General features: G+C 46.4%; 22 protein-coding genes. 7 read left to right on the top strand and 15 right to left on the bottom strand.

Going from position 1 to position 24651, the window contains the following annotated elements; all coding sequences use genetic code 11:
• Positions 1–93 precede the first annotated feature (93 nt).
• Genes galK through galE form a run of 3 tightly spaced genes read right to left on the bottom strand, consistent with a single transcriptional unit; the run spans position 94 to position 3358 of the window.
• Positions 94–1245, bottom strand: a complete 1152-nt coding sequence (galK, locus tag J7438_RS07585) for a galactokinase (RefSeq protein WP_209276078.1) — start codon at positions 1243–1245, stop codon at positions 94–96.
• 26 nt (positions 1246–1271) lie between these two features.
• Positions 1272–2345: a UDP-glucose--hexose-1-phosphate uridylyltransferase gene (locus J7438_RS07580; protein WP_209276077.1), complete on the bottom strand. Its 1074-nt coding sequence runs from the start codon at positions 2343–2345 to the stop codon at positions 1272–1274.
• Entirely contained in the window at positions 2342–3358 is a 1017-nt protein-coding gene (gene galE / locus J7438_RS07575; protein WP_209201495.1) for a UDP-glucose 4-epimerase GalE, read from the bottom strand. Before galE ends, J7438_RS07580 begins: the two co-directional genes overlap by 4 nt.
• A gap of 173 nt (positions 3359–3531) precedes the next feature.
• On the opposite strand from galE, the gene J7438_RS28210 reads away from it, so the two are divergent.
• On the top strand, positions 3532–4479 hold the full coding sequence (locus J7438_RS28210) for a helix-turn-helix domain-containing protein (RefSeq protein ID WP_209276076.1): 948 nt from the start codon (positions 3532–3534) through the stop codon (positions 4477–4479).
• A gap of 1 nt (position 4480) precedes the next feature.
• Here the strand turns inward: J7438_RS28210 and J7438_RS07565 are convergent, their stop codons facing one another.
• Complete coding sequence (locus J7438_RS07565; RefSeq protein ID WP_209276075.1) at positions 4481–4825, bottom strand: hypothetical protein; 345 nt, start codon at positions 4823–4825, stop codon at positions 4481–4483.
• 337 nt (positions 4826–5162) lie between these two features.
• Here J7438_RS07565 and J7438_RS07560 point away from each other — a divergent pair, with 337 nt between their 5' ends.
• Positions 5163–6407, top strand: coding sequence for a lipoprotein-releasing ABC transporter permease subunit (locus J7438_RS07560; protein WP_209201498.1), 1245 nt, complete (start codon positions 5163–5165; stop codon positions 6405–6407).
• A complete protein-coding gene (locus J7438_RS07555; RefSeq protein ID WP_209201499.1) occupies positions 6400–7095 on the top strand; it encodes an ABC transporter ATP-binding protein in 696 nt (231 codons plus the stop codon). The genes J7438_RS07560 and J7438_RS07555 overlap by 8 nt, the downstream gene beginning before the upstream one ends.
• Positions 7096–7138: 43 nt before the next feature.
• On the opposite strand, the gene J7438_RS07550 is transcribed toward J7438_RS07555, so the two are convergent.
• Positions 7139–7408 (bottom strand): hypothetical protein, encoded by a 270-nt coding sequence (locus tag J7438_RS07550; protein ID WP_101748677.1) that lies wholly within the window; start codon positions 7406–7408, stop codon positions 7139–7141.
• 175 nt (positions 7409–7583) lie between these two features.
• On the opposite strand from J7438_RS07550, the gene J7438_RS07545 reads away from it, so the two are divergent.
• Positions 7584–7976, top strand: coding sequence for a hypothetical protein (locus tag J7438_RS07545; protein WP_209276074.1), 393 nt, complete (start codon positions 7584–7586; stop codon positions 7974–7976).
• Complete coding sequence (locus J7438_RS07540; RefSeq protein ID WP_209201501.1) at positions 7960–8727, top strand: hypothetical protein; 768 nt, start codon at positions 7960–7962, stop codon at positions 8725–8727. Before J7438_RS07545 ends, J7438_RS07540 begins: the two co-directional genes overlap by 17 nt.
• Positions 8728–8898: 171 nt before the next feature.
• On the opposite strand, the gene J7438_RS07535 is transcribed toward J7438_RS07540, so the two are convergent.
• Positions 8899–10155, bottom strand: a complete 1257-nt coding sequence (locus tag J7438_RS07535; RefSeq protein ID WP_209276073.1) for an L-lactate MFS transporter — start codon at positions 10153–10155, stop codon at positions 8899–8901.
• A 628-nt stretch (positions 10156–10783) separates the two neighbouring features.
• Entirely contained in the window at positions 10784–11644 is an 861-nt protein-coding gene (locus tag J7438_RS07530; RefSeq protein WP_209201503.1) for a PA4780 family RIO1-like protein kinase, read from the bottom strand.
• Between the two features lie 205 nt (positions 11645–11849).
• Here J7438_RS07530 and J7438_RS07525 point away from each other — a divergent pair, with 205 nt between their 5' ends.
• Both J7438_RS07525 and J7438_RS07520 read left to right on the top strand, forming a co-directional pair.
• Positions 11850–12092 (top strand): DUF5062 family protein, encoded by a 243-nt coding sequence (locus J7438_RS07525; RefSeq protein ID WP_209201504.1) that lies wholly within the window; start codon positions 11850–11852, stop codon positions 12090–12092.
• A gap of 34 nt (positions 12093–12126) precedes the next feature.
• The gene (locus tag J7438_RS07520; RefSeq protein WP_209276072.1) at positions 12127–12477 is read left to right on the top strand and encodes a 5-carboxymethyl-2-hydroxymuconate Delta-isomerase; all 351 of its coding nucleotides are present in this window, start codon (positions 12127–12129) and stop codon (positions 12475–12477) included.
• Positions 12478–12501: 24 nt separating this feature from the next.
• Here J7438_RS07520 and J7438_RS07515 read toward each other — a convergent pair whose 3' ends face one another.
• The 8 genes from J7438_RS07515 to J7438_RS07480 all read right to left on the bottom strand — a co-directional run bounded on the left by J7438_RS07515 (position 12502) and on the right by J7438_RS07480 (position 24568).
• Positions 12502–12765, bottom strand: a complete 264-nt coding sequence (locus tag J7438_RS07515; protein WP_209276071.1) for a DUF6482 family protein — start codon at positions 12763–12765, stop codon at positions 12502–12504.
• Positions 12766–12807: 42 nt separating this feature from the next.
• Positions 12808–13353 (bottom strand): hypothetical protein, encoded by a 546-nt coding sequence (locus J7438_RS07510; protein WP_209276070.1) that lies wholly within the window; start codon positions 13351–13353, stop codon positions 12808–12810.
• Between the two features lie 217 nt (positions 13354–13570).
• A complete protein-coding gene (locus J7438_RS07505) occupies positions 13571–14224 on the bottom strand; it encodes an SDR family NAD(P)-dependent oxidoreductase (protein ID WP_209201508.1) in 654 nt (217 codons plus the stop codon).
• Positions 14221–14913: a queuosine precursor transporter gene (locus tag J7438_RS07500; RefSeq protein ID WP_209276069.1), complete on the bottom strand. Its 693-nt coding sequence runs from the start codon at positions 14911–14913 to the stop codon at positions 14221–14223. Before J7438_RS07500 ends, J7438_RS07505 begins: the two co-directional genes overlap by 4 nt.
• Before the next feature lie 151 nt (positions 14914–15064).
• Complete coding sequence (locus J7438_RS07495) at positions 15065–17386, bottom strand: hypothetical protein (RefSeq protein WP_209276068.1); 2322 nt, start codon at positions 17384–17386, stop codon at positions 15065–15067.
• Positions 17387–17436: 50 nt separating this feature from the next.
• The gene (locus tag J7438_RS07490; protein ID WP_209276067.1) at positions 17437–19785 is read right to left on the bottom strand and encodes a hypothetical protein; all 2349 of its coding nucleotides are present in this window, start codon (positions 19783–19785) and stop codon (positions 17437–17439) included.
• 50 nt (positions 19786–19835) lie between these two features.
• On the bottom strand, positions 19836–22166 hold the full coding sequence (locus tag J7438_RS07485; protein WP_209276066.1) for a hypothetical protein: 2331 nt from the start codon (positions 22164–22166) through the stop codon (positions 19836–19838).
• Positions 22167–22216: 50 nt separating this feature from the next.
• Positions 22217–24568 (bottom strand): hypothetical protein, encoded by a 2352-nt coding sequence (locus tag J7438_RS07480; RefSeq protein ID WP_209276065.1) that lies wholly within the window; start codon positions 24566–24568, stop codon positions 22217–22219.
• Positions 24569–24651: the final 83 nt, after the last annotated feature.

Raw genomic sequence — 24651 nt, 5'->3', positions numbered from 1 at the left:
TTATGTGTATCGATATTATTCCCGGGAACCGGGTTTCTGAAGTCAATAACTTCAGGACAGGGACCCCTTGAGGGGTCCCATTGATTAGCAGGGTTATACTTCACCAGCCCCCTGGGAGGCACGGCAAACGTAGATATCAGCCACAAGGCCATTGGAGCAGGTCGGATAGTGTTCAGTAACCGCCTGTTTGACCGCATCCACTTTTTCTGCCGGAATCAGTGCAACGACGCAACCGCCAAAGCCGCCACCGGTCATTCTGACACCGCCTTCATTGCCAATAACAGTTTTGACAATATCAACAATACCGTCGATGGGTGGTACGGTGATCTCAAAGTCATCCCGCATGGAGAGATGGGATTCAGCCATTAATCTGCCCATGGCTTCCAGGTCACCCCTGCCCAGTGCTTCGGCAGCGGCCAGGGTGCGATCATTTTCAGTCACCACATGGCGGGCCCGGCGGTAGGTCAGTTCATCCAGTTCGCCCTGGCTGGCTTCCAGCTGGTCCAGGGTAATATCCCGCAGGGCTTTGACGCCAAAGTGCTGTGCTGCTGCTTCGCACTGTGTACGACGGGTGTTGTATTCACTGTCTACCAGGCCACGTTTGACATTGGAGTTGATAATCACCACCGCCGCGTTTTCAGGGATGGGCACCAGTCGGGTATCCAGGGACCGGCAGTCCAGCAGCATGGCATGGTCTTCCTTGCCACAGGCGGAAATCATTTGGTCCATAATACCGCACTTGCAGCCAACAAACTCGTTCTCTGCCTGCTGGCCAATCAATGCCAGCTCTTTCAGGCTGACATCCAGCCCGGCCATTCGGGTCAGGGTCAGACCGGTAACCACTTCCAGGCAGGCGGATGAACTGAGGCCGGCACCCTGGGGAACATTGCCAATAATGGCAATATTGACACCCTTGAGGCTCATTTCCTTTTCCAGCAGTACGGTGGCGACACCACGGACGTAGTTGCTCCAGAAGGCCTCTTCACTGTGCGGAACCGGCAGGGACAGTTCAAACTCGGTGACCTGCCCGTCGTAACTGTGCGCAGTGGCCATGACTTTCTGGTCATCCCTGGGAGAAGCCGCAATCATTGCCTGGTAGTCAATGGCACAGGGCAGTACATAGCCATCGTTGTAGTCGGTGTGCTCACCAATCAGATTGACCCGGCCAGGTGCCTGGAAATAGTGGGTTGGCTGATGGCCGAAGGTTTTCTCGAACAGTGCAGTCAGGGTTTGTTTCTGGTTCATCTTACTTTCCATAACTCGGAGCAATCTTAAAGGCTTTTCGCAGGCTCTGGGCTGCTTGCCAGATAATGCACATCGGACAGTTCGCGCAGACGAGCAGCAGCCTGTTCCGCGGTCAGGTCACGCTGAGTTTCTGCCAGCATTTCAAATCCCACCATAAACTTGCGAACGGTTGCTGATCTCAGCAGCGGTGGATAGAAATGAGCGTGCAGTTGCCAGTGGCTATCATCGGTACTGACTTCACCCTGATGACAGGGCGCACCGTGCCAGCCCATAGAGTAGGGGAATGACGTCTGGAACAGATTGTCGTACTTTGTCGTCAGTTTTTTCAGGATGTCGGCCAGGGCATCACGTTCCACTTCGGTCAGATCCGGCATGCGCAGTACCTGTCGCTTGGGCAGCAGCAGCGTTTCAAACGGCCAGGCTGCCCAGTAGGGAACTACGGCAATCCAGTGATCATTTTCAACGACGGTACGTTCACCGGACTCAGATTCCCGCAGGGCATACTCAACCAGCAGATTGGTGCCTTTTTCCTGCAGCCATTGACGCTGGTTGTCGTCTTCTTTGCGGGCTTCGTTGGGCAGAAAGCTGCTGGCCCAGATTTGCCCATGGGGGTGGGGATTGGAACAGCCCATCACCGCCCCTTTGTTTTCAAACAGCTGCACCCAGGGGTAAGTCTCCCCCAGTTCGATGACCTGTTCTGCCCAGGTATCCACCACCTTGCGGATTTCCTGTTCGGTCAACTGTGGCAGGGTTTTACTGTGATCCGGTGAAAAACAGATCACCCGTGCTTCCCCCCTGGCAGAGCTGCTCTGGAAAAGGTCTGACTCGCTGGTGGCATCCGGGGTATCCGTCAGCAGCGCCGGGAAGTCATTGGGGAATATGTAGGGATCGGTGTAGTCCGGGTTATGGTCACCGGTAATACGGTCATTGCCCGGGCAGAGAAAGCACTCCGGATCATGCACGGGGCGAAAGTCCGGCGCTGTTTTTTCCACCTGCCCCTGCCATGGGCGCTTGGCTCGATGGGGAGATACCAGTACCCAGTCGCCAATCAGCGGGTTGAATCGACGGTGTGGGTGATCAACAGGATTAAATTGTGTCATTGGTTAAATCCGTTCGGGTTTTCTGACTGCCAGCGCCAGGTATCGATGGTCATATCGTCAACGGTGCGGGTGGCTTTCCAGCCCAGCTTTTGTTCTGCATAGGCAGGGTCGGCGTAACACTGGGCGATATCCCCGGGACGGCGTGGCTGGATTTGGTGAGGCAGTTGTTTACCACAGGCTTTTTCAAAGGCGTGCAGCATATCCAGAACACTGCTGCCTTTGCCGGTACCCAGGTTGTAGGTGTGGACGCCCTGATCGGTCCAGTGGGTTCGCAATGCCGCCAGATGGCCAAGGGCCAGATCAACCACATGGATATAGTCACGCACACCGGTACCATCGTGGGTCGCGTAGTCGTTGCCAAAGACGTTGAGCAGCTCCAGCTTGCCAACGGCCACCTGGGCAATATACGGCATCAGGTTGTTGGGTATACCACTGGGGTCTTCACCGATAAAGCCGGATTCGTGGGCTCCCACCGGGTTGAAGTAGCGTAGAATACTGAAATTCCATCGATCATCAGAAGCCGCCGTATCACGCAGGATCTCCTCCACCATGAATTTGCTGCGTCCATAGGGGTTGGTAACCTGGCCAACCGGGAAGTCTTCCCTGATCGGCACTTCATGGGGGTCGCCATACACGGTGGCAGAAGAGCTGAAGACCAGGTGTCGTACGTCAAACTCATCCATGACTTCCAGAAGTTTTACTGTTCCGTTGACGTTGTTGTCAAAATAAGCCAACGGTATCCGGGTAGACTCACCAACGGCTTTTAGCCCGGCAAAATGAATCACCGCTTCAATGCTGTGTTTGGTGAATACGGTGCGGAGCGCCTCTTTATCGCGTATATCAACAGGATAAAAAGCGGGCTGCTTACCCGTCAGGCTTTCCACCCGGTGTAGCGCGGTCTCATGGCTGTTGCACAGGTTATCTACGACGACCACGTCATAACCGGCATTCAGTAATTCCAGACAGGTGTGGCTGCCAATGTAGCCAGCCCCGCCGGTGATCAGGATACTCATTGTCTACCTCGTTCAGGCAGTTTGTCTGCCTGTTAAATAATCGATTGTGGTCATTTTACGAACAGGCAGCAGGATATTTCTTTTACGGTTTTTTTTCTGTTTTTCCCGAAAACAAAGATTTGTGCCACGGCAATGGGTATCATTGTGGGGCTTTTTGATAAGGGTCAATATTTGTGAGCAGTCAGCAGCTATTGTCGGCCAGGCAGTGTCGTGGAACCGGTCGCAGAACCGAAGGTGTGGTCCCCATGCCCGGCTCGATTTCCGATATTCAGGGGGACATCTTTTATGTCGAAAACCGGGCCCCTTATATTATGGACAGTGGCCATGTTCATGGCCATGTTGAACTGAACTATCTGCTGGGTTGCTCGGCCACTTATATTGTCAATGGCAGGGAGCAGTGCATTCCTGAAAACCGGCTGGCCATCTTCTGGGCCAACATGCCCCATCGACTGGTGGGCCTGGTGGAAAAAAATCCGGGAAAAGGTACCCTTTATAATCTCTATATCCCTTTACCGGAATTTCTTCAGTGGCCACTGATGGGACAACTTCGTCAGGAGGTGATGTCCGGCGCTATTGCCCTGGCAAAGCCGGACCATGACTACCTGGTCATGAGATTGAGTCGCTGGCATGAGGATTTTCGCAGCGATCACCCGGAATTAAAGGAGATTATTCTGGGAGAGCTGTCACTGCTGTTGAAACGCATCAGTTTTCAGGGGTGGGATCACCCGGAAAGTGTCTTCGCCGAAGACCATCTTGAGCAGGCACCGGCTGCCGGTCATCCGGGCAGTGGTCGTTTGAAAGGTGCTCACCATGTTTCTACCATGATTCACTTTATCGGGGAAAACCTGCATCGGCCTATTTCAACCGCCGATGTGGCGGCTCATCTTGGCCTGCACAAGAATTATACGACCAACCTGTTTACCAGTGTGATGGGGGTCTCTATCAAGCAATATCTGCAGTTCCAGCGCCTGCAAAAAGCCCAATTGCTGCTTATGGACAGCAAGCGGCCCATTGCCGATATTGGCTATGCCTGTGGTTTCAGTTCTCTCAGCCGCTTTTATGAAGCTTTTCAGCGTTATTTTGGTATGCCGCCGGGGCAATTCAGAAAACAGCTTTTATAACTCAGGGCGTGATATCAACCACTGACCTCAAGACCCGTTTACCTTCAAAGTACACCGTCAATTTCCGGTCTGGATAATACCAGCGGGTGATGGCGGGTTCACCAATGGTTTCCGTCTGGCTGGGGTTGCCCAGCATCTCCCTGACTGTATCCATGGTTTGACCGTATTTTGGTAAAGCCAGAGATTGGCGCAACTCCTGAGACTGACTGCCCACGGGGGTCACAGTGATGCCTTCGGAATACGGAGTCTGGTCGGGAGCAAGCTCATTGGCAGTGACCTGGACAATAGACGACGAACAAATAATTGCTATAGTCACGGAAAGAGTACCAACAAGTGTTTTCATCATATTTGCGTCCTGCTTGACTCGAAAAGAAGGCTGAAGCGCTAATCAGGCATCACGCAAAGAGATTACTCCTGCCAGTGGTTCATTGAAAGTGAGTTCTAATTATTTTCCCAGCCACAATCCGCATCTGCCCAGGAAGCTATTTACCGTCATTGCTCATGTAAGACCGAAAAGCTAATATTTCTTGCGTCGTACAGGGGGGAGGAAACAGTCGCAAAGCGCAGGAAAATTCGACGGGAATTATGCGGCTTTATGGCATAATGCCAGCTTACTGGCTTTTCAAACAAGTGGCCAATCCGCCCCTGACACGCCGATGGCGCAAGGAATACTGGCAGAATAAATGTTTAGACCATTACCTTTTTTTATCGGTTTGCGCTATACCCGCGCAAAGCGACGGAATCATTTTATCTCATTCATCTCCGGAACATCCATGGTGGGGCTGACGCTGGGTGTTTCGGTACTGATTATTGTGCTGTCAGTGATGAATGGCTTTGATCGGGAGCTAAAGCAGCGAGTGCTGGGTATGGTTCCCCATGCCACCATCACGGCGGCCGGTGGTGGTATTGAAGACTGGCAGGCGCTGGTCAATACCATTCCGGACAAAGAAGGCATCGAAGCGGCTGCGCCGTTTGTCGATGCCCAGGGTATGTTGGCCAATGGTGATCTGGTGCGGGGAACGCTGGTTTACGGTATTGATCCCGGCTATGAAAGAAGGGTCTCTATTATTGCCGATCATATGAAGCAGGGCGCATTGGAAGACCTGCAGCCCGGAGAGTTTGGTATTCTGCTGGGTGATATTCTGGCCAATTATCTGGGATTGGCCGTTGGCGATAAAGTGACCATGGTTCTGCCTGAAGCCAGTGTCAACCTGGCGGGTGTTTTGCCTCGCCTGAAACGATTCACTGTCGTTGGTACTTTCTCGGTAGGTGCCGATGTGGATGGCAACCTGGCCTACGCCCATCGTGAAGATCTGGCCCGTTTTCTGCGGGTGCCTGAAGGGGTAACAGGTATACGACTGAAAATGGATGATCTGTTTGCCGCACCGAAACTGGCCTGGGATGTAGCGATTACCTTGCCCGGTCGCTACTACGTTCAGGACTGGACCCGCAGCCATGGACGTCTGTTTCAGGCGATTCAGATGGAAAAGACCATGGTCGGCCTGCTTCTCACCCTGATTGTTGCCGTTGCCGCCTTTAATATTGTCTCCACGCTGGTCATGGTGGTGACCGATAAGCAGGGGGATATCGCCATCCTCCGCACATTTGGTGCGACCCCCAAAATGATTATGGGAATATTTATGGTTCAGGGATCCTTGATTGGTGTTATCGGGACGCTGCTGGGGGTTGCCCTGGGCATTGCCGGTGCGCTGAATGTTTCCGAAATTGTAGGTGCCCTGGAAAAATTATTGGGTATCCACTTTCTGAGCCCTGATGTTTATTTTATCAGCTACCTGCCATCGGAGTTAATGTGGCAGGATGTCGCAGTGATCAGTGTGTCCGGTTTGCTGATGAGTTTCCTGGCAACCCTGTATCCGGCATGGCGAGCCTCCAGAACCCAGCCTGCGGAGGCTCTTCGTTATGAATAATCCTGAAAACCGAGCAGTTCTGGAGTGCCGCAGTCTCACCAAAGTATTTGCTGAAGGGCCTGAAAAACTGGAGGTGCTAAGAGGCATAGACCTGTTGGTATCACCCTCTGAACGAGTAGCGATTGTCGGCACTTCCGGTTCAGGAAAAACAACGCTGCTGCAGCTGTTGGCCGGGTTGGATCACCCTTCCAGCGGTGAGGTAATACTTTGTGGCCATCAGCTGATGAAGGTATCTGAACAACAGGGTGAATTGCGGAACCGTCACCTGGGGTTTGTTTACCAGTTCCATCATTTGCTGCCAGAATTTACGGCCCTGGAAAATGTTGCCATGCCATTACTGCTGCGAAAAGAGGTATCCGTGGGGCAGGCAAGCATGAGAGCTGAAGAAATGCTGGGTATAGTGGGGCTGTCGAAACGGGCCAGCCATAAGCCGGCAGAACTTTCCGGTGGTGAACGGCAGAGGGTGGCTATTGCCCGGGCACTGGTCGGCAGTCCGGACCTGGTTCTGATGGATGAGCCAACGGGCAATCTGGATCCCCATACCGCCAGCAAGATTCATGAGTTGATGAAATCCCTCAGTGAACAGCTGACCACCAGTTTTATTGTCGTGACCCATGATATGGTATTTGCCCGGCAGATGGACCGGGCATTACGCCTGGAAGATGGGCATCTTGTGCCTGTAGTATAAAAAAAAGCCCTCTCCGGAGGGCTTTTTTAATGGTTTGGATCAACTATTGATTATCACCGCCTTTTTTCTCTTCATGGATTACATAAACTTCAAAGGCGCTGCTGTTATCTTCGGGGCCGTCATAACCGTCACCCCCTTTGAATCGGCTCTCAGGCCAGACAAAGTCGGTGGAACTGAAGGTGGGGCCTGAATGGTCAGCAATGTAGTAGGCATTATCACCTCCAGTGACCCTTCTCTCGTTGGCGATGGCTGATGCGGCACTGATGGCTAATCCTGCAATAAGAGTTATGGTGGTAGCAGTTCTGATGATCATGGTTCGTCCCTGTGATGTTGTTTCCAGCTTTACTTTTATCGTCCATGGCCTGCTATGGATTAGTCCGAATATTTCATCCGTTGTCGCAAAACTAGTAAAAGGAACTGTCTGTTTACAATCGACAAGGTGAATACTGAATCTTTATTTCTGGCATGGGAATTTTTCGGGCAAGAATATGTCAAAGGGGGTAGACGCTTGTTGTACGTTGACTGTTAAGGCTTGTGGCTGTTACTGCATTACCGGAGCAATGGCAATGGCCGGAGGCCTGGCAGGAGGCCTGGTGGGATATCTTTACGCGAACCGGGAGCAGCTATCAACCTGTACTGGCAAAAAAGATGACCATATTGCGGCCAATATGCTTTCTAATCGTACTGGTGCAAAAGACCAGAAGATACCGGTCCCGGTTACCGACGCTGAGATTATTGATACTCAACCCTTGTATCACAATAACAATTTGTCTATGGCTCAGGACATAACTGCTCCTCCTCTCCATCCACCGCCGTATGAACCCATGCACGATGCACCCCCAAGTTATCACGAAGCCATGAATAATGAATATACCCTCTAACGCAACCACAGAGCTTTACCCCATACAAACAGCGAACAGTCCTCAGAAGGACAGCAGTAACACTTTATTTGCCAGTAAGAAAACAGGCCATGCAAAGACTGTTAAGATTTATATAAAGGAATCGTTTATACAGACAGATCAGTCATTAATTAATCCCGCTATTACCAATAAAACAATAATTCACCGCTTTGAAATCGGAGGAAGGGCTTATAAAGCAATTTGTGGTGAGGGCACTGATGAATACATAAGGTCGCTTTTTCAAGGCCAGGATGATGACATTTCTTTTGTTGCCAAAGACCAGAATGGCAGGGAGTATGAATATCACCCTCCAGTCGCCTGGGGGAAACGATTTATCAAGTGGATTTCACAAGGAGAAAGCTACTGTACGACTTCCGAAGACAGTAAGGATCAGCAATCATCCTGTCATCAGTTTGAACATTTTTTACACTGTGGAGTCAACAGATTCTCTTTTAAAAAAGTGATGACCTGTTATAACGAAATTGTTGTCAATGATATAAAAACAGTTAAGCCATTTAGTTATCTGAATCTGTCAGATACCTATACACAAGAGTGGATTCATTCCATGACTTACATAGGTTCCGGTTTCTGCATCGGTAAACTTGGTATAGGAGGCCCCATTGCCATCCAGACTGTCGAAAATTCTTTATTACATTGGTGCAACAAGGACTGTGAAAGCCCCAGGTCAATTACGCTGCGGACTGGTTTGTTGTATGCGGGTTTCTGGTCGTAAAGTTTTTGCTATTTATTCATTATTGTCATGGTTCTGATGGCAAGTGGCAAAAACAAAGCCCGGAACATGCCGGGCTTTTAATCCAGAAGCGTGGTCAAGCGACTCTATCTGGACTTCAGGTGTTGTTGATCAGGAATCTCCCGAAATCCATCAAGAGCCTGATTAAAATACTCAAGCGGCCTGAGCAACTTGCACTCCCGCAAAATCAGCCGCTTTTTTCGGCGGTTTGACCATAAGACCGATAGCAGCCGCTGCAAAACTGACTCCGGCACAGATCATAAAGGTGCTCTCATAACCGCCCGTGGTGTCCAGCAGATAACCTGCCAGTTTCGGACCCGCCATGCCCGCAACACCCCACGCGCTGAACAGGATAGCGTAGTTAAAGCCCAGGTTTCTGGTACCAAAGAAGTCTGCCGTTGCAGACGGGAATACTGCCAGCATTGCACCATAGCCGAAGGTGATAACCAATGAACCCATCAGTATCATGCTAAAGGTATCAAAACCACCGAACATCAACAGCACAGCACCTTGCAACGTATATAGAATGCTCATGGTGCGGGCGCGACCGATCCTGTCAGATATTAAGCCAGCACCCGGACGGCCCAAAGCATTGGCGACAGAGAACGCCTGAACCAGCAGGGTAATGTTAAATGTATCGGACAGTTGCAGCTTGGCAATGTTACCAATATGACCAATCATCATCAGGCCGGTCATGGAACCTGCCAGGAACATCAGCCACAACATGGCAAACTGTGGCGTCCTGATCATCTGCTTCCAGTTGTACTCACCGGTCTCCGGGCCATCAGCAACAACCGGGGTCTCTTTGGCCTTTTTATCCGCAGTCGCCATGCTTGTTGTGGTTTCCGGAACACTCATGAACTGGGCACCAGTTACGATCACACTACCGAAGAACACCGCCAGTATATTAAAGCTGGCAAACAGGCCGTATTCTGCGATCAGGTATTTGGCCAGTGGAGCCGCATACAGCGGTGCCAAACCAAAGCCGGTGACAACCAGACCGACAATTAACCCTTTTTGCTCCGGTTTGAACCATTTCACCGCTGCCGGAGCCGTTGCGGAATAACCCAGACCGATGCCTGCACCATTGAGGACACCAAAACCCAGGATAACGCCGGTTTCCGTGGGCATGGCACTGCACAGGAACATACCTGCCGCAGTACACAAACCTGCGATGGTGATCACTACGCGCGGCCCAAGGCGATCCTGCAGCTTACCACCTACCAGCATGACCAGCGCAAACGCGGCAATGGCCGCTGCGTAGGGTGTGGATGCCTGAGAAGCGGTCCAGCCCTGAGTGTTAATAAAATTCTCGGAGAAGATACTCCACGTGTAAAGACTGCCGAACATTAAGTTAATCGCCAGGCCAGCCGTCACTACGACCCAGCCACGATTCGTACCAGTTGCCATTGATGCCTCACTTAAAACCAGGTTTATAATTTCTGTCACTAACCGAATGCTGTATTTGTTATCCAAATATCAATGCCAAAATAAAACAGCTAGTACCACTGTTAAATAAAAAAAGAAAAACAAATAACAGCAATAAACAAACGATTTTCCACGGCAAAGAAAAAAGAAAAGTAAGTAGCACAGGGCATTGCTGTTCGTTAATCCTTGCAAAGGATTTTGCCTGCCTGCTTTTCAGATGGCGATACCACCTGTAAATATTTTTTGAAAACAATAATGAACGCGTTGTTTCAATTGTTTCCTGTTATCAATATTTCCTGCATATATTCTGTCCCATGGCTTTCAAAACAGTTCTGTAGGAAAAAGAACCATTAATGAGATAAAATTCTGGTTCTGATTGTATTTATTAAATCAACTGGAAAGATTGACAGAGGTCAAATAATAATCAATTAAAAATGATGTTGATATTTCCCTGAAACCTGTTGTCAAAGGGCTAATCAGATATTCAGGAACATCAACATACCGCCAGTTAAATGAAGTAACTGATCGATTGGCGCTGCAACACCCAAGCCTGAGCGTTGTTTTGATCGGGCCTGCCCCACCTGACCGGTAGGGCTGGCTTCCGTCTCAGTCAGGCATCAGGATTATCAGATTCTCGCAGACGTTCCTGCCGTTTCTGCTCCTCAGCCAGAACCGCTTTTATTTCGGCCAGCACTGAGTCCACATCGGCGGCTTGCTCCGCTTCGGTGAACAGGCCGGTCAGTTCGGTTTCCGGGATCAGTTCGCCATCTTCATAGAGTGCCCACATCTCTTTGGCATACTGGCTGTTCAACAGGTCCGGTGCAAACTGTCCATAGTATTCCGTGATGTTGTTGATGTCCCTGGCCAGCATCGAGCGGGCATGGTTGTTGGCCGAGGCATCCACGGCCTGGGGCAGGTCAATAATCACCGGACCGTAATCATCCACCAGAACATTGAATTCCGACAGGTCACCATGAACCAGGCCGGCACAGAGCATCAGCATGACATAATGCATCATGGTGGCGTGGTCTTCACGGGCCTGATCGGCGGACATGGTCACTTCACCCAGGCGTGGGGCAACCTGGCCTTCATCATCCGTCACCAGTTCCATCAACAGTACGCCATCCAGGCAGATATAAGGCTGTGGGACTCTTACGCCCGCTCTGGCCAGGCGGAACAGGGCGTCAACCTCGGCACTCTGCCAGGTCTCTTCCTGTTGTTTCCGGCCATATCTGGAGCCTTTCTCGATGGCTCGCTGCCTGCGACTGTTGCGCTCTTTGCGACCTTCCTGATATTGGACGGCTTTTTTAAAGCTGCGCCTGGCCGCTTCCTTATAAACCTTGGCGCAGCGGATATCATTGCCACAGCGCACCACATAGACATCGGCTTCTTTACCACTCATTAGCTGGCGGAGTACTTCATCCACCAGTCCTTCATCAACCAGGGGTTGGATTCGTTTCGGGGTTCTCATAAGGAACTTTTACCTTATTTGAACCCGTGAGGGAATAGCGCTTTTGGTAATAACCGTTGGGAATAGCGCATGACAGGCTGATGTGTTTGGGAATTTCAGAGTAAACCTGCACCGGTAATAGTGTTGCTGGTCAGTCTCCTGATTTGCCATAAATGGTTTATAAAAGCTAATGTCCTAATACACTACTGGATCGAATGAGGCACCAATGAAGAAACTGAAGAATGAAAAAGAGCTGGTAAAGAAGGCCATTGAATATGGCATGAAGTATGGTGAGAAGCGGGGGGTTGTGAAATTTGAGGCGACCGATTCTGCCAATGAAAAAATTGAATATATATACCGGCTGCTGGTCCATGATAACCTCATCCAGCCTTTGCCAGAGGATCAGGTATCCCAGGTGACCATGAAGCACAAACTGGCAATCTGGGCATCTAAACAGAAGTTGGGTTAATCTCGTCCTTATGTCATTTGCAAGGAGGTTTTGCGTGCCACACTGTATTATCGAATACTCGCGGCCACTGGAAGCAATTGTCAGTCCAGAGGCCCTGATGGAAAGTGTGTATCAGGGAGCTGTCAGCTCCGGGCTGTTTGACACGTCGGCCATTAAGGTCCGGGCGCTACCTTACGACCATTATCGTGTAGGTACGGAACAGGGGATACGGTTTATTCATGTAACGGCTCGAATTCTATCCGGACGGAGTTTGCAACAGAAACAGGAACTGTCCGGTATTTTGCTGGATGCTGTAGAGGGAACTCCCCTGGATAATGTCTCCATTACTGTTGACGTGGTTGATATGGAGCGGACGGTCTACGCCAAATCGATGATTGGCTTATGAGCCTGAGAAATACTTTTCCCAGGCTCATTTTGATGAGTTGGCCTGGTTTTCAGGATGGATCATCTCATCATAGGTTTCGGAATAAACCAGCTGCAAGTGATGAGCAATATCATCCCCAAGGACCTCTTTTGCCTCACTAATGCTATGGAAAATAGTGGGGGTGGCATCGTGATTACTCAGCAGGTGCTTCCCATCCACCCGGCATAAATAGATATCTCCTTCCTGACTCAGCAGCTCGACAGGCAGATGGTTTTCTTTAAAGGCTTTTTTCAGTTCTCTAAGGGTCATTGATCTTCTCCTTATTTGCCCGCTGATGAAGAAAACGACGATTTATCGTAGAGATCTTCCCGGAATCAATTGTCCCGAAAAAGGGTTTTCAAGTCCACAGGCCACACCGGCAGCTCTTGCGGGTGCATAATTTGATACGGTTTCGTTCATTCTTTCCCATTCTATTCGGGTTTTGATATTGACCATAACTACCGCGCCACCTTGCTGAATATGATCATGACAGGGCTGCAGACGACCATTATCACTCGAGCCACCGATCATCCCGCCGAGCCAGGCAGGGAAGCCAAGGGCGATCAGGCAGGCGAAGACGGTGCCAATACCGCCGGCAGGATGACCTTCCCAAAGGTTGTAGGTAAGGAATCCAACCGTCGCTGCCAGAATGACACCAACCTTGAATTCTATAGCACCACTGTGAATGGTGTCGTTTTTTTTCAGCAAGTTGAGATGGTTAAGGTTGTAGTTTGTGTCACATGAATGATCCTGGTGAGCGATATGAATGCGGTTGTGATCAATCCCAGCACTTTCCAGTTGTTCGGAAAGTTCTCTGGCAGTTTTGAGGCCGGGTAGTAGAAAAAGGTGCTTTTTCATGGTTGCAATTCCTTTGCAGTGAAATACTGAAACACGCTTCGTTGCTTTTGTTTTTTGGGAGCGTTAGCGAACTCAATCTTTTTCAGTCTTCAAGAGTGGAGTCCTTATATCGTGTCAATCAGGATAAACTTTACCCATGACATTATTGTGAATATCACCTGCCGCAAATTCCTTTCGAGTTCTGACCCGGGTTACTCAGCGCTACCTCTGGTATCGATCACCAGACAAAGTTAGCCTTCGCCATCTCGCCGTTATCCACCAGAATATCCTGTGCGGTCATACTGCGATTGATGACCGCCATAAAGTAAACCCACTGTGCTATTTCTTCAGAACTGGCCCATTTTGGCAGTAGCGTTTCATCCATAATGGCCTGCCATTTTTCAGGATCGTCCATGACCGGCCTGTTCAGTTCGGTAAGCACGCCTCCGGGGGAAATACTGTTGCAGGTGGCACCGTATTGAGCAACCTGAAGCGCAGTCCATTTAGTGTAGGCGACAACACCGCCTTTGGAGGCAACATACTCTGGAAATTCAGCACCGGAATGAGCACTGGCAGAGGCAACATTAACAATGGATTGAATCGCCGGTTGCAGGCCGTACAGCCTGGTACAGTTCATCACCCCGCCTAAATTGATGGCGATGTCCTGTGTGGTGTTTTGCACCCCGGCGTTGTTGATCAGATGTGTTACGCCCTTAATGTCAGGGAGCAATTCCGGGTTTGCCACATCGGCCACAAAATGGTGGTAACGGGCGTTATCAAGTTCGCCGGGGTTAACATCGATACCCACCACGGTGATGCGCTCATCCTGAAGAAAACGCTGACAAACCGCCAGGCCAATACCTGCGCTGGCTCCGGTAATAATGACTTTCATGTACGCTCCCATATTTCCCTGACCTTGATGTTTCTGCACAGATACACGGCAGGTGTATCACACAGACTGGTCACCATAAAGATGCCATAACTGGTGATAATGATACTGAGCAGGTCCAGCACCGGGAACGTCCCGTAAAATGCACCGAAGGTGAATAGAATTGCATTCAAGAACTGGGAGATCATGGTGGACACATTGTTGCGCAGCCACAGATAATTCTTGGTAAACCCGGTCCAGCGCCAGATTTTGTGGTAAAGCCACACATCAAAGCGCTGTGTAATGGCATAAACCAGCAGGCCGGTAACCATCAGGCGAGGCGTGTTGCTGAAGATGGCCTGAATATGCGGCATGGCAAAATCCAGTGAATTGGGCATGAAATACAGCCAACTCTGGGAAATGGCAATAAACAGTGCCGAGGTAAAGAAGCCGACATTGACTGCGTAGTTAGACCATTTTTTACCACCCACCTCACTGAGGATATCGGTCACCAGGAAGGTGGTGGCAAACATGATATTCCCCAGGGTCATCTCCATACCGAAGGCATTGATCTGCACCAGTACTTCTATGTTAGCGGCCACGATGGCCAGCACGGTGTAACAGAGGAGCCCCATTTTACCGAACAGGCGGTAAGTTAAAATGACCATACCGTAAAATAACAAAAGCTGGCCAATCAATAGTAATTCGTTCAAGTGTACCCTCAGATATCAACTGCTTGTTATGGTGTTGCGGGTGGCGATTAACGGATGTTTGAGAGCAATTTTCAATACCAACATATACCGAATTATTGGTGTCACGGGCCATCAGGCCATCGAGTGTTGCCTTATCGGTTATGGAGTGCTCTTATTTTTTATGTCTTGATATTCTATGGTGCGATAAGTCTATATCGGCTGCCAGCCAGCCAGATTCTTTCAGTTTTTTCGCTCTTGCATGCATCTCAGTCACCTGGTCTTTGACTGTGTAATCCATTAAATCATCGGGTATTTTGAAGTTGTGTTCTTTCAGGCTCCTGATAACAGTGAGCGATCGAAGATCACAACCTGTTGAGCTGACATACAATAATTTATCGTATAATTCTGAATGCTTTTTCCGGGAGGTAATGCGTTTCAGCATTTGATAGATCGTTCTTGTAGATGCCTGATGGTAAATCTCTTTTTTGTTAAAGCCGTAATGATAGACATAGTACAACATCCAGTCTGCCTTCTGTGGCACGGGGTTAAATGTGATACCTTCTATTGGACTGATGTTAACAATCCGGTTTGTACGCTTTAGCTTGCCATCGAAATTACTGAAGTTAAATTGATATCTGGTAAGTCTATTAAGAAACCAGGTGGCAAACTCTCCGGGTGAGGTTGGTATAATTTCTTTTTTGCCAACGGAAGAATGGGGAGTAACCATTTTTATGGAGATGCCGCCAAACTTTTCTACACATAAATCAGCCAGTTTTCGTAATGTAAATATATTCCAGCTGGTGATTCCTTTAATGGCCGGGAGGGGGATGGGGTGGGACCCATCTTTAATACTATTCAAGGCATTTTCCAGTATTCGTCCTCTATTGTTTTTAACCAGCTTATTTTGCAAATACTCATGTAGACAGAGTAAATAGGTATCTAGTGATTCCACAGGATTCAGTACTCTCAATACTTTAATGAATTCCCAGTCCGACAATGGTCGTTCTGGTTTGGCTACTCTGAGCAGATGCCTGATATGGCCTGGCAGCCACTTTTCTGATGGTAAAAAATATCGACTGCATGGTTCAGGAAATGGAAACCCATGGAGGTTAAAGCTTTCGGCCATATTGCTAATATGATTTGATGATTCGACTGTTGATTTAGCTAAAAAGTCAATCATATATTGATAGTAGTCCTCCGATTTTGGATTAATGATGGCTAAATCCTGACGGTACAGAGTTTTAATATCGAGTTTCATTTTCCAGGCCATAACTCGTATTAAACGTATTGACCATGCTTTCCTGTATACTGATTTTACGGTGTTGAATGAAGGGATCTTTACTTTATTTTTTATCAGTTTTTGCTTGGTGATCTCAGTAGCCTGTTGTTTATTTACGAACTCTGCAAGATAAAAATAGGCGGGAATGGCTGAATAGTCTGTGGTATCCCTGTTAACTGGTACTGCCTGTATATCTATGGCCGGTAGCTCCTTAACGGCAGTTTCCGAATAATAGGGCGTTATTTGTACCTTTATTTTCTTAAAATCTTTACCCGTTGGTGATAGATATTGATCGGCAATATTGCTGATAAATTGTTGCCATTGGCTTCCTGGCCAAAATTCATGCTGACACGGATCAGCAATGTAAATCTCGGAATTAGCCATATAAGATGGCTGATGATAGCTCCCGTCAGCACAACACAGATCACTATGGGCATGTTTGTGTTCAGCTTCATACCATTGGCTTTGCATCTGCACACTATCACCTGAAAGACTTGGGCATACCATCAAACATACATGAGTGGTGGTTCCTTCCAGCAGATTTCCTTTTTTTGATCCGGTTCTCGCAAAAAAAAAGCTGATAACCATTTTGAACAGGCTGATGGACGGGTTTTTCAGGCAGCAGGAAGCCATTAAATGGGTCATCTCATCACATTGGGCTACTTTGTAGGTTTTGACTAACTCTGCTATTTGCATGGCGTATTTGGTCTGCTGTTGTTTCAAATCATTAACAGGAGAAAGTTCTCGTATCAAGTTATGAATCTTTGGTACCAGTAAATACTTATAAATTTTTTCAACACAGGTAAAATTGCCGTGAATGGATAATCTTTTATGCTCTGGCATTTGAGCGGATTTATCTGAAGTTATGGCATACTCAATATCCATTTTACGAATATCATTTAGTACTTTACTTAGTATTGTGGGAATTGAATGACTTTCAGTGCTCCTATTAGTGTTAATCCGTAGTTTGCTTTTCTGAGAGTTTTGGCGAACAGGCTGACCTTTTGCTATAGCAATTTGGTATTCCGGTAGTTTCTTTTGATCTCTCGTTTGTTTAACACGCCCCTGATGATTCATCCGGGAAGTGTCCAGCCTGACCTTTTTTGAGGGATTGTTGTTATCCTGTTGCTGTTTTCTTTTGTTTTGACGGTTTTTTTGGGGCTTTTGATAATCCATAAGCCGTGTGTTTTGATTGGTCGCAGTGGATACAAGCATATTATGATTTAACCTGTTACTGGCAGCGGTTGTTGTGATTTCTCAAGACACTATAAAGCTTTTCTATGTCTTGATATTCTATGGTGCGATAAGTCTATATCGGCTGCCAGCCAGCCAGATTCCTTCAGTTTTTTTGCTCTTGCATGCATCTCAGTCACCTGGTCTTTGACTGAGTAATCTATTAAATCATCGGGTAGTTTGATGTTGTGTCTTTTCAGGCTCCTGATAATACTGAGAGATCGAAGACCACAACCTGTTGAGCTGACATACAATAATTTATCGTATAATTCTGAATGCTTTTTTCGGGAGGTAATGCGTTTCAGCATTTGATAGACTGTGTTTGTAGGAGCCTGATGGTAAATCTCTTTTTTGTCAAAGCCGTAATGATAAACGTAGTATAACATCCAGTCTGCCTTCTGTGGTACGGGGTTAAATGTGATACCTTCTATCGGGCTGATGCTAACAATCAGGTTTGCAGCCTTTAGAGTGCTATCGAAACTAATGAAATTAAATTGATATTTAGTAAGTTTATTTAGAAACCAGTGGGCAAACTCATCGGGTGAGGTTGGTATCACTTCTTTTTTACCAACAGAAGGATAGGGTGCAACCGTTTCTGCGGAGATTCCGCCAAACTTTTTTACACATAAATCAGCCAGTTTTCGTAATGTCAATATATTCCAGCTGGTGATTCCTTCAATGGCAGGGAGGGGGATGTTCCCCTGTCTAATGGTGCTGAAGGCTTTTTCCAGTGCTCGGGGCCCCTGGTTTTTAACCAGCTTATTTTGCAAATACTCATGTAGATAGCGTAAATAGGTATCTTGTAGTTCTACAGGGTTCAGTACTCTCAATACTTTAATCAGTTCACTGTCCGAAAATGATTGCTCAGGTTTGGCTATTCTAACCAGATGCCTGATATGGCCTGGCAGCCACTCCTTCGATGGTAAAAAATATCGACTGCATGGTTCCGGAAATGGAAATCCATATTTGTTAAAGCTTTTGACCATATTGATAACATGTTGTGGTGATTCGATTGTTGATTTACCTAAAAAGTCAATCATGCATTGATAGTAGTCCTCTGATTTTGGATTAATGATGGCTAAATCCTTACGGTGCAGAACTTTAACATCAAGGTTCATTTTCCAGGTCAGAACTCGTACTAAGTTTGTTGACCATTTTTGCCTGTGCTTTGATTTTACGGTGTTAAATGAAGGGATTTTTACACCATTTCTTACCAGTCTTTCCTTAGTGACCAAAGCAGCCCGTTGTTTCAGTTTCTTAGCTTTTTTCGCTGTATTGGCTGCGAACTCCGCAAGATAAAAATAGGCAGGTATTGCTGAATAGTCTGTAGTATCACTGTTAACGGGTACTGCCGCCTGTACCTTTGCAGTCGTTAGCTCATTAGCAGTAGTTCCCGAATGATAGGGCGTTATTTGTACGGTTATTTTCTTAAAATCTTTATCTGTTGGTGTGAGATATTGATCGGCAATATTGCTGATAAATTGCTGCCACTGGCTTCCTGGCCAAAATTCATGCTGACACGGATCAGCAATGTAAATCTCGGAATTAGACATATAGGGTGGCTGATGATAGCTCCCGTCAGCACAATGCAGATCACTATGAGCATATTTGTGTTCAGCTTCATACCATTGGCTTTGCATCTGCACACTATCACCTGAAAGCCTTGGGCATACCATCAAACATACATGAGTGGTGGATCTATCCAGCTTTCCTTTCTTTGATCCGGTTCTCGCAAAAAAAAAGTTGATCACCATTTTGAACAGGCTGATGGCCGGGTTATCCAGGCAGCAGGAAGCCATTAAATGAGTCATCTCATCACATTGGGCCACTTTGTAGGTTTTGACTAACTCTGCTATTTGCATGGCGTATTTGGTCTGCTGTTGTTTCAAGTCATTAACAGGAGAAAGTTCTTGTATCAAGTGATGAATCTTTGGTACCAGTAAATGCTTATAAATATTTTCAACACAGATGAAATTACCGTGAATGGATAATCTTTTATGCTCTGGCATTTGAGCGGATTTATCAGAGCTTATGGCATACTCAATATCCATTTTACGAATATCATCCAGTACTTTGCTCAGTATTGTGGGAATTGAATGACTTTCATAAATCTGCTTTGAGTCAATTTGCAGTTTACTTTTCTGAGAGTTTTGGTGAACAGGCTGACTTTTTGCCATAGTAACCTGGTATTCTGGTAGTTTCTTTTGTACTTCCTCGTGTTTGACACGCCCCTGATGATTCATCCGGGTAGTGTCCAGCCTGACCTTTTTCGAGGGGTTGTTGTTATCCTGTTGCTGTTTTCTTTTATTTTGATGGTTTTTCGGGGGCTTTTGATAATCCATAAGCCGTGGGTTTTGATGGGTAGCAGTGGATACAAGCATATTATGATTTAACCTGTTACTGGCAGCGGTTGTTATGGTTTCTCCAGGTGTTAGAAAACTTTTTTATGTTTTGATTTTTTATGGTACGACAGGTCTATATCCGCTGCCAGCCAGCCAGATTCCTTCAGTTTTTCCGCCCTTGCATGCATCTCAATTATCCGGCTCTTGACTGTGTAATTCATTAAATCATCGGGTAGTTTGATGTTGTGTTCTTTCAATTTTTTCCAATAATGGTGAGTGTGAAGACCACTACATGTTGAGCTGAGATACAGTAATCTATCGTATAACTCTGTGTGCTTTTCTGGTGAGGTAATGCGTTTCAACAATTGATAGAGTGTTGTTGAAAAGGCTTGGTAGTAAATCTCTTTTTTGTCAAAACCGTACTGATAGACATAGTACAACATCCAGTCTGCCTTCTGCGGTACGGGATCAAATGTAATACCTTCTATCGGACTGATGTTAACAATCAGGTTTGCAGTCTTCAGGTTGCCATTGAATCTATTGAAATTAAATTGGCAGTTAGTAAGTTTGTTGAGAAACCAGTGGGCAAACTTATCGGGTGAGGTTGGTATAACTTCTTTTTTGCCAGCAGAAGGATCGGGAACAACCGTTTTTGCGGAGACGCCGCCAAATTTTTTTACACATAAATCAGCCAGTTTTCGTAATGTCAATATATTCCAGCTGGTCATTCCTTGAATGGCAGGGGGAGGGATTTTTCCCCGCCTAATGTAGCCGATGGCATTTTCCAGTACCCGGGGGCCCTGGTTTTTAACCAGCTTATTCTGCAAATACTCATGTAGATAGCGTAAATAGGTATCTTGTAGTTCCACAGGATTCAGTACTTTCAATACTTTAATCAGTTGGTAGTCCGAAAATGATCGTTCAGGTTTGGCTAGTCTAATCAAATGCCTGATATGGCCCGGCAGCCACTCTTTCGATGGTAAAAAATATCGAGTGCACGGTTCAGGAAATGGAAACCCATGCCTGTTAAAGCTGTTGGTCATCTTGATAGTATCTAGTGATGATTCGATTGTTGATTTACCCAGAAAGTCAATCATATATTGATAGTAGTCCTCTGATTCCGGATTAATGATGGCTAAATCTTTACGGTGCAGAACTTTAACATCAAGGTTCATTTTCCAGGCCAGAACTCGTATTAAACTTGTTGACCATTTTTTCCTGTGTATTGACTTTACGGTCTCAAATGAAGGGATCTTTACATTATTTCTTACCAGTCTTTGCATAGTGATGTCAGTAGTCCGTGGTTTATCTATTGGTTTCTTTACAAACTCTTCAAGATAAGAATAGACCGACATGGCTGAATAGTCTGTGGTACCACGGCTAACTGGCAGTTCATGTACATCTGTGGCCGGTAGCTTCTTAACGGCAGTTTCCGAATGATAAGGCGTTATTTGTACCTTTATTTTCTTAAAATTTTTACCCGTTGGTGTTAGATATTGATCGACAATACTGTTGATATATTGCTGCCACTGGCTTCCTGGCCAATATTCATGCTGACACGGATCAGCAACGTAAATCCCGGAAGTAGCCATATAGGATGGCTGATGATAGCTACCGTCAGCACAATGCAGATCACTATGAGCATGTTTGTGTTCAGCTTCATACCATTGGCTTTGCATCTGCACATTATCACCTGAAAGACTTGGGCATACCATCAAACATACATGCGTGGTAGGTCTGTTCATCCTTCCTTTCTTTGATACGGCTCTTTCAGAAAAAAAGCTGATAACCATTTTGAACAGGTTTATGGCCGGATTTTCCAGGCAGCAGGAAGCCATTAAATGAGTCATCTCATCACATTGGGCTACTTTGTAGGTTTTGACTAACTCTGCTATTTGCATGGCGTATTTGGTCTGCTGTTGTTTCAAGTCATTAACAGGAGAGAGTTCTTGTATCAAGTGATGAATCTTTGGTACCAGTAAATGCTCATAAATCATTCCAACACAGGTGAAATTGCCGTGAATGGATAACCTTTTATGCTCTGGCATTTGAGCGGATTTATCAGAGCTTATGGCATACTCAATATCCATTTCACGAATATCATCCAGTACTTTACTCAGTATTGTGGGAATTGAATGACTTTCAGCACTTTGCTTTGAATCAATTTGCAGTTTATTTTTCTGAGCGTTTTGGTGAACAGGTTGACTTTTTGCCATAGTAACCTGGTATTCTGGTAGTTTCTTTTGTACTCCTGCGTGTTTGACACGCCCCTGATGATTCATCCGGGTACTGTCCAGCCTGATCCTTTTTGAGGGATTGTTGTTATCCTGTTGCTGTTTTCTTTTATTTTGACAGTTTTTTGGGGGCTTTTGATAATCCATAAGCCGTGTGTTTTGATTGATAGCAGTGGCTACAAGCATATTATGATTTAACCTGTTATTGGCAGTGATTGTTATGGTTTCTCAAGGTGTTAGAGAACTTTTCTATGTTTTGGTGTTCTATGCTGCGACAGGTCTATATCCGCTGCCAGCCAGCCAGATTCCTTCAGTTTTTCTGCTCTTGCGTGCATCTTAACCATTCTGCTTTTGGCTGTGCAATACATTAAATCATCGGGCAGTTTGATATTGTGTGTTCTCAAGGTTGTCAAATAACTGCTGGCTTTGAGGTCACTCCATGTTGAGCTGAGATACAATAATCTTTCGTATAGCTCTGATTGCTTTACCCGCGAGGTAATGCGTTTCAGCATTTGATAGAGTGTTGTTGAAGAGGTCTGATGGAAAATCTCTTTTTTGTCAAAACCGTATTGATAGACATAGTACAATATCCAGTCAGCCCTTTTTGGTACGGGGTTAAATGTGATACCTTCTATCGGGGGGATATGAACAATCAGGTTTGCAGTCTTTAGCTTGCCATCGAAATTATTGAAATTAAACTGATTATTGGTGATTTTATTGAGAAACCAGGCGGAAAACTCATCGGGTGAGGTTGGTATCACTTCTCTTTTGCTAACAGAAGGGTAGGGGGTAACTGTTTTTGCGGAGATGCCACCAAACTTTTCTACACATAAATCAGCCAGTTTTCGTAAAGTCAATATATTCCAGCTGGTGAATCCTGCAATGGCCGGGAGGGGGATGGGGTGGGGCCCATCTTTAATGCTGCTCAAGGCATTTTCCAGTATTCGGGGGCCCTGGTTGTCAACCAGCTTATTTTGCAAATACTCATGTAAATAGCGTAAATAGGTATCTTGTAGTTCCACAGGATTCAGTACTCTCAATACTTTAATCAGTTCGCCGTCCGAAAATGATCGTTCAGGTTTGGCCACTCTAAGCAGATGCCTGATATGGCCCGGCAGCCACTTTTTTGATGGTAAAAAACATCGACTGCATGGTTCAGGAAATGGAAATCCATACTTGTTAAAGCTGTTGGTCATATTGTTAATATGTTTTGATGATTCGATTATTGATTTGCCTAAAAAGTCAATTATATATTGATAGTAGTCCTCTGATTTTGGATTAATAATGGCTAAATCTTCACGGCACAGAACGTTAACATCAAGGTTCATTTTCCAGGCCAGAACGCGTATTAAATTTGTTGACCATTTTTTCCTGTGTTTTGATTTTACGGTGTCAAAAGCCGGGATTTTTACACCATTTCTTACCAGTCTTTGCTTGGTGATCTCAATAGCCCGTTGTTTTTCTCCCTGAACTTTTTTCCTTAATTTGTTTACGAATTCTTCAAGATAAAAATAGGCGGGTATGGCTGAATAGTCTGTGGTAGCCCTGTTAACTGGCACTGTCTGTATATCTGCGGCCGGTAGCTCCTTAACGGCAGTTTCCGAGTGATAGCGCGTTATTTGTACCTTTATTTTCTTAAAATCTTTACCCGTTGGTGTGAGATATTGATCGGCAATACTGCTGATAAATTGCTGCCACTGGCTTCCTGGCCAATATTCATGCTGACACGGATCAGCAATGTAAAGATCAGAAGTAGCCATATAGGACGGCTGATGGTAGCTCCCGTCAGCACAATGCAGATCACTATAGGCATGTTTGTATCCCGCTTCATACCATTGGCTTTGCATCTGCACACTATCACCTGAACGATTTGGGCATACCACCAAACAGACATGAGTGGTGGATCTATCCAGCTTTCCTTTCTTTGATCCGGTTCTCGCAAAAAAAAAGTTGATCACCATTTTAAACAGGCTGATGGTCGGATTTTCCAGGCAGCAGGAAGCCATTAAATGAGTCATCTCATCGCATTGGGCTACTTTGTAGGTTTTGACTAACTCTGCTATTTGCATGGCGTATTTGGTCTGCCGTTGTTTTAAGTCATTAATAGGGGAAAATTCCTGTATCAAGTGATGAATCTTCGGTACCAGTAAATGTTTATAAATCTTTTCAACATAGGTGAAATTACCGTGAATGGATAATCTCTTATGCTTTGGCATTTGAGCGGATTTATCAGGACCTATGGCATACTCAATATCCATTTTACGAATATCATCCAGCACTCTATTCAGTATTGTGGGAATTGAATGACTTTCAGTGCTCTGCTTTGAATCAATCTGCAGTTCACTTATCTGAGAGTTTTGGTGAACAGGCTGACTTTTTGCCGTAGCCACCTGGTATTCCGGTAGTTTCTTTTTTAATCCCGCCTGTTTAACACGCCCCTGATGGTTTATCCGGACAGTATCCAGCCTGACCTTTTTCGAGGGATTGTTGTTTTCCTGTCGCTGTTTTCTTTTGTTTTGACGGTTTTTCGGGGTTTTTTTATAATCAATAAGTCGTCTATTGTGATGGGTAACAGCGGATACAAGCATATTATTTTGCAACCTCTTAATGGCAGTGATTGTTGTGATTTCTCAAGGTGTTGGAAAACTCAGGGCATACTTCTTTTTTAGGG

The organism is Thalassotalea sp. G20_0, from assembly GCF_017744175.1.
Classification (GTDB): Bacteria; Pseudomonadota; Gammaproteobacteria; order Pseudomonadales; family Endozoicomonadaceae; genus Endozoicomonas.
The sequence above is the reverse complement of the archived record's forward strand: the minus strand, read 5'-3'. Positions and strand labels throughout refer to the sequence as shown.

Excerpts from the sequence above, each read along its gene's own strand:
- galK (WP_209276078.1), bottom strand. The coding sequence starts at position 1,245 with ATGAACCAGAAACAAACCCTGACTGCACTGTTCGAGAAAACCTTCGGC.
- J7438_RS07580 (WP_209276077.1), bottom strand. The coding sequence starts at position 2,345 with ATGACACAATTTAATCCTGTTGATCACCCACACCGTCGATTCAACCCG.
- galE (WP_209201495.1), bottom strand. The coding sequence starts at position 3,358 with ATGAGTATCCTGATCACCGGCGGGGCTGGCTACATTGGCAGCCACACC.
- J7438_RS07565 (WP_209276075.1), bottom strand. The coding sequence starts at position 4,825 with ATGATGAAAACACTTGTTGGTACTCTTTCCGTGACTATAGCAATTATT.
- J7438_RS07560 (WP_209201498.1), top strand. The coding sequence starts at position 5,163 with ATGTTTAGACCATTACCTTTTTTTATCGGTTTGCGCTATACCCGCGCA.
- J7438_RS07555 (WP_209201499.1), top strand. The coding sequence starts at position 6,400 with ATGAATAATCCTGAAAACCGAGCAGTTCTGGAGTGCCGCAGTCTCACC.
- J7438_RS07550 (WP_101748677.1), bottom strand. The coding sequence starts at position 7,408 with ATGATCATCAGAACTGCTACCACCATAACTCTTATTGCAGGATTAGCC.
- J7438_RS07545 (WP_209276074.1), top strand. The coding sequence starts at position 7,584 with ATGTCAAAGGGGGTAGACGCTTGTTGTACGTTGACTGTTAAGGCTTGT.
- J7438_RS07540 (WP_209201501.1), top strand. The coding sequence starts at position 7,960 with ATGAATATACCCTCTAACGCAACCACAGAGCTTTACCCCATACAAACA.
- J7438_RS07535 (WP_209276073.1), bottom strand. The coding sequence starts at position 10,155 with ATGGCAACTGGTACGAATCGTGGCTGGGTCGTAGTGACGGCTGGCCTG.
- J7438_RS07530 (WP_209201503.1), bottom strand. The coding sequence starts at position 11,644 with ATGAGAACCCCGAAACGAATCCAACCCCTGGTTGATGAAGGACTGGTG.
- J7438_RS07525 (WP_209201504.1), top strand. The coding sequence starts at position 11,850 with ATGAAGAAACTGAAGAATGAAAAAGAGCTGGTAAAGAAGGCCATTGAA.
- J7438_RS07515 (WP_209276071.1), bottom strand. The coding sequence starts at position 12,765 with ATGACCCTTAGAGAACTGAAAAAAGCCTTTAAAGAAAACCATCTGCCT.
- J7438_RS07510 (WP_209276070.1), bottom strand. The coding sequence starts at position 13,353 with ATGAAAAAGCACCTTTTTCTACTACCCGGCCTCAAAACTGCCAGAGAA.
- J7438_RS07505 (WP_209201508.1), bottom strand. The coding sequence starts at position 14,224 with ATGAAAGTCATTATTACCGGAGCCAGCGCAGGTATTGGCCTGGCGGTT.
- J7438_RS07495 (WP_209276068.1), bottom strand. The coding sequence starts at position 17,386 with ATGCTTGTATCCACTGCGACCAATCAAAACACACGGCTTATGGATTAT.
- J7438_RS07490 (WP_209276067.1), bottom strand. The coding sequence starts at position 19,785 with ATGCTTGTATCCACTGCTACCCATCAAAACCCACGGCTTATGGATTAT.
- J7438_RS07485 (WP_209276066.1), bottom strand. The coding sequence starts at position 22,166 with ATGCTTGTAGCCACTGCTATCAATCAAAACACACGGCTTATGGATTAT.
- J7438_RS07480 (WP_209276065.1), bottom strand. The coding sequence starts at position 24,568 with ATGCTTGTATCCGCTGTTACCCATCACAATAGACGACTTATTGATTAT.